Source organism: Methylobrevis pamukkalensis (assembly GCF_001720135.1).
In the GTDB taxonomy this organism is placed as follows: Bacteria; Pseudomonadota; Alphaproteobacteria; order Rhizobiales; family Pleomorphomonadaceae; genus Methylobrevis; species Methylobrevis pamukkalensis.
The window spans coordinates 1-5,056 of sequence record NZ_MCRJ01000183.1; the positions used below are offsets into that span (position 1 = coordinate 1).

Consider the following 5,056-nt stretch of genomic DNA (forward strand, 5'->3'; position numbering starts at 1 on the left):
CGCGGGCAAGACCATCATGCTCTCGGCAGTCACCGGCGAGATGATCGGCGACGGCGCCAAGGCCTGCGTGCTGGCGCATCGCGACGAGCTGACCGCCCAGAACCGCGCCAAATTCCAGCGCGTGGTGCCGGGCGTCGCCACCTCGGTCATCGACGCCACGGAGAAGTCCTGGAACGGCCAGGTAGCCTTCGCCATGGTGCCGACGCTGGCGCGAGCTTCGAACCTTGCCGACATGCCGCGCCTCGACCTGCTGGTCGTCGACGAGGCGCACCATGCCGTCGCCGACAGCTACCGCCGCATCATTGACCGGGTGCGCGAAGCCAATCCCGACGCCCGGATCTTCGGGGTCACGGCGACGCCGAACCGGGGCGACAAGAAGGGCCTGCGCGAGGTTTTCGACAACGTCGCCGATCAGGTGCGGCTGGGCGAGCTGATCGCCTCGGGCCACCTGGTGCCGCCGCGCACCTTTGTCATCGATGTCGGTGTCCAGGACGAATTGCGGTCCGTCCGCAAGACCATGTCGGATTTCGACATGGCGGAGGTGGCGGGCATCATGGACCGCGCCCCCGTCACCGACGAGGTGATCCGCCACTGGAAGGAAAAGGCGGGCGACCGGCAGACCGTGGTGTTCTGCTCCACCGTCGCCCACGCCGAGCACGTCACCGAGGCGTTCAGGGCGGCGGGCGTTTCCGCCGCGCTGATCCACGGCGATCTGGCGGCCGAGACCCGCAAGGCGATCCTCGCCGACTATGCCGCGGGGGACATCCGCGTGGTCGTCAATGTGGCGGTGCTGACCGAGGGCTGGGACCACCCGCCCACCTCCTGCGTCGTGCTGCTGCGCCCCAGTTCCTACAAATCCACCATGATCCAGATGGTCGGTCGCGGCCTGCGCACCGTCGATCCCGAGGAACATCCCGGCATCGTCAAGACCGACTGCGTCGTGCTGGATTTCGGCACCTCGAGCCTGATCCACGGCACGCTGGAACAGGACGTCGATCTCGACGGCAAGACCGAAACCGGCGAGGCGCCGACCAAGACCTGTCCGGCTTGCGAGGCGGAGATCCCGCTGGCCTCCACCGAATGCCCGCTCTGCGGTGAGGCGTTCCCCCGCGAGGATCTGGATGCAGGCGAAGGCGGGGACGCCGCGCCGCTCTCGGGCTTCATGATGACCGAGATCGACCTGCTGAAGCGGTCCAGCTTCGCGTGGGTCGACCTCTACGGCACGGACGACGCGCTGATGGCAACGGGCTTCGCCGCCTGGGGCGGCATCTTCTGGCTGGACGGGGTCTGGTACGCCATCGGCGGGGCCAAAGGCGAACGCCCGCATCTGCTGGGTGTGGGCGAGCGCACGGTCTGTCTCGCGCAAGCCGACGACTGGCTGAACACCCATGAGACCGACGAGAGCGCCTTCAAGACCCGCTCCTGGCTGCGCCAGCCGCCGACTGAAAAGCAGCTGCAGTACCTGCCGCCCGAGTGCCGCCATGACTTCGGCCTGACGCGCTACCGGGCCTCGGCGCTCATGACCTTCGGCTTCAACAAGCGCGCCATCCGCCAGTTGATCGACACGGCCGCCCGGCCCGAACGGAGGGCGGCATGACCCATGTCCACATCCACCCCCATCACGGCCGAGGACCGGCGGCGGCTCTGGCATCCGCGTGGGACGCTCTGTGCTGTCTGCCGGCAACCCACCCGTGGTTTTGGCTGGTTCGATCCGCACCGGTCGAAGCAGCCCCGGCCCTCGGTCTGGTTCTGCTCGATGCCCTGCCAGTCCTTCTGGACGCGCTTGGCCAGGGAGCGTTTCGCCATGGTTGACCTGACCGAGGAAGAGCGCGCCGCGATCACCGCCACCATGAAGCGCGTGGCGCTGCTGATGGACGAGATCGGCTGGGCCACCCCGCTCGGCGAACTGACCGAGGCGCAGGTGCGCGCACTGATCGAGGAAGCCGTCGAGGGCTTCCGCGAGGCCATGTCCGACATCGCCCGGGCGCAGACGCCGGAGGTGCCGTTTTGACCCTCGATTACAATCACCGGCCGAGTTTCGCAGAGCGGGTCAACGCCGCGGTCGATCGGGCGCTGACCGCCGATCAGGCGATGCGGCCGCCCCGCGACTATCTGGGCGGCTCGCGCCTCGGCCATGCCTGCGAGCGGGCGCTGCAGTTCGAGTTCACGGCGACGCCGAAGGACGAGGGCCAGGACTTCAGCGGCCAGTCGCTGCGCATCTTCGCCATCGGTCACGCGCTCGAGGATCTGGCCGTCGCCTGGCTGCGCGGCGCGGGCTTCGAGCTCTACACCCGCAAGGGCAACCGGCCAGATGGCGGCCAGTTCGGGTTCTCGGTCGCGGGCGGACGCATCCGCGGTCATGTCGACGGCATCGTCGCGGCCGGGCCCGAAGGCTTCGGTCTGGCCGTTCCCGCACTGTGGGAATGCAAGACGATGAACGCCAAGAACTGGCGCGCCTGCGTCAAGGACGGTGTGACCAAATCGAAGCCGGTCTATGCCGCCCAGATCGCGGTCTATCAGGCCTACATGGAAACCAGCGTGCGCGGCATCAGCGCCGCGCCCGCGCTCTTCACTGCGATCAACAAGGACACGGCCGAGATGCACCATGAACTGGTGCCTTTCGACGCCGATCTCGCGCAGCGCATGTCCGACCGGGGCGTGCGGATCCTGCAGGCGACCGATGCGGGCGAGCTTCTGCCACGCGTCGCGACCACGTCCGACTTCTTCGAATGCCGCTTCTGCCCGTGGGCCGAGCGCTGCTGGGGGCTGCCCGCATGAGCGACGACGGCATCCTGCATTTCAACCCGTGGATGGACTTCAACGACGGCCCGCCGTCCGAGAACCCGTTCGGTTGCGACCCCGACCCCGAGCAGATCGCCGTCTTTCTCGACACCGTGTTCAGCTGGTGCGAGGGGCTGATCCCGCTCCGCGGCTTCGTCGACAAGGGTCAGGGCCGGGACGGCAAGCCGCACAACATCTGGATCCCGGCCGACGACACTGCGCCCGAGAAACTCGCAACTTTCGCCGGATGGGCGAACCGCGAAGGTGCCGCCGTCTATGTCATTCCCGGCACGGTCGAGGAACAGGGCCAGGCCCGCGCCGCCGATGTGCTGCAGATGCAGGCCATCGTCGTCGATCTCGACGCAGGCGACATCCCGGCCAAGCTGGACCATGTCACCCGCCACCTCGGCACGCCCTCGCTGATCATCGAGAGCGGTGGGCGGACGCCCGAGGGTGCGGCCAAGCTCCATGTCTGGTGGAAACTGACCGAACCCGTCGAAGGTGAGGACCTGGCCACCCTCTGCCGCCTGCGCGGCGAGATCGCCGTGAAGGTCGGCGGCGACACGCATTTCCGCTCGGCGCACCAGCCGATCCGGGTGCCCGGCACCGTCTATCACAAGCACGGCCACCAGCGCCTCGTGCAGATCCGCGAACATCGCGCGGTCGAGGTAGATCTTGCGGATTTCGCCGAAAAGGTCGCCGAGATGCCGCCGCTGCCCGGCGTGGGCTTCGCCAGCGACGTTGCCGCGCCGACCGAGAAGCCCGGCATCGACGCGGTGCTCACCACGCCGGTGCGCGAAGGCGCGGTCGACGACTGGTCCCGGTTCCAGGGGGTCAGCGCCGCCATCGGCCATTACGTGCGCCTGGTGCACGAGGGCCGCCTCGACCCGTTCGCGGGCTGGGAGGCGATCTGCGGCTATAACGCCGCCATGCTGCGCCCGTCCTGGCCGCTCGATCGGCTGATGGCCGAGTCCGAACGCCTCTGGGAGCTGCATGTGAAGCGCAACGGCCCGCCGCTCCTGCGCGCGGCCCATGTCGATGCCCCGGCCAGCCCGCTGCCTACCTTCAGCCTCGGCGCTCTGCTCGACGACACGAGCCCCATGCCCGAGGACGTCATCGGGCCGCGCGTGCTGACGCCAGGCGGTCTCCTGGTGCTGGGCGGGGCGCCCAAGGTTGGCAAGAGCGATTTCCTGATCACATGGCTCGTGCACATGGCCGCTGGCGTGCCGTTCCTCGGCTTCACGCCGCCCCGGCCGCTGCGCGTGTTCTATCTGCAGGCCGAGATCCAGTATCACTATCTGCGCGAGCGCATGCAGCAGATCGCGCTGCCTGCCGCCGTGATCGCCGCCGCGCGCGACACCTTCATCGCCACACCGAAGCTGAAGCTGCTGCTCGACGCGGAGGGCGTCGCCCGCGTGGCCGAGGCGATCCGGGCCGCATTCGCCGACGCGCCGCCCGACATCATCGTCATCGACCCGATCCGCAACCTCTTCGATGGCGGCCCTGAAGGCGGCGGCGAAAACGACAACACCGCCATGATGTTCTTCCTGAAGGACCGGGTGGAGCTTCTCCGCGATGCCGTCAATCCGGACGCGGGCGTCATCCTCGCCCATCACACCCGAAAGGCCAGCAAGCACCAGGTCAAGGACGATCCCTTCCTCGCGCTCTCCGGCGCCAGCGCGCTGCGCGGCTTCTACACCTCGGGTCTGCTGATGCACCGGCCTGACGAGGACAGCAGCGTCCGCAGGCTGGAGATCGAACTGCGGAACGGCCCCGCGCTGCCGGGAAAGCTGATCGACAAGGTGAAGGGCGAGTGGGTCGAGCTGAACCCGCTGAACGAGCGCCTGGTGCGCAAGGAGGTCGGCGCCAAACTCGATGCCGAGCGGCTGCGCAAGCACGATGTCATCCTTGGCATGCTGCTGGATGAGGCGGCCAGCGAGCGCCTCTACACCGCCATGCAGTTCGCCGAGACCTTCGAGAACCGGGGCGGTCTGGGCAGCAAGCACACCATCCGCGAGCGCCTCAGCGTGCTGGCGACCAAGGGCTTCGTGAAGTTCCTGCGCGACCCCTCGGGGTTCGGCTTCCCCGTCACCCGGTCGCGGTTCGGCTATCTCTGCGTGGAAGGCATGCAGTTCGGCGCGCCCGTCGAGCATGTCGATCCGGACACCGGCGAGGTCACTACAACCGCCCGTCCGGTCCTGCCCAGCCACTTCAAGTGCCCCCAATCCGGGCTCTGCCTGCAGGTCGAGAACCCCGCCGTCTGGGTCTACCCGGA

The 5,056-nt window shown here is 68.3% G+C and carries 4 protein-coding genes; all 4 read left to right on the forward strand.

All coding sequences use genetic code 11. The features are described from left to right. Positions 1-1,597: DEAD/DEAH box helicase (locus tag A6302_RS19260; protein ID WP_069308386.1), on the forward strand; the 1,597-nt coding region annotated here is incomplete at its 5' end. A 207-nt stretch (positions 1,598-1,804) separates the two neighbouring features. Next, the gene (locus A6302_RS19265; protein WP_062563779.1) at positions 1,805-2,011 is read left to right on the forward strand and encodes a DUF6511 domain-containing protein; all 207 of its coding nucleotides are present in this window, start codon (positions 1,805-1,807) and stop codon (positions 2,009-2,011) included. Then, positions 2,008-2,778, forward strand: coding sequence for a PD-(D/E)XK nuclease family protein (locus tag A6302_RS19270; protein ID WP_069308387.1), 771 nt, complete (start codon positions 2,008-2,010; stop codon positions 2,776-2,778). Before A6302_RS19265 ends, A6302_RS19270 begins: the two co-directional genes overlap by 4 nt. Next, on the forward strand, positions 2,775-5,056 hold a 2,282-nt coding region (locus A6302_RS19275), incomplete at its 3' end, for an AAA family ATPase (protein WP_210183402.1). The genes A6302_RS19270 and A6302_RS19275, both read left to right, overlap by 4 nt.

What these genes read in the sequence shown, in the direction of transcription:
- A6302_RS19265 (WP_062563779.1), top strand. Translation starts at nt 1,805, where the DNA reads ATGGTTGACCTGACCGAGGAAGAGCGCGCCGCGATCACCGCCACCATG.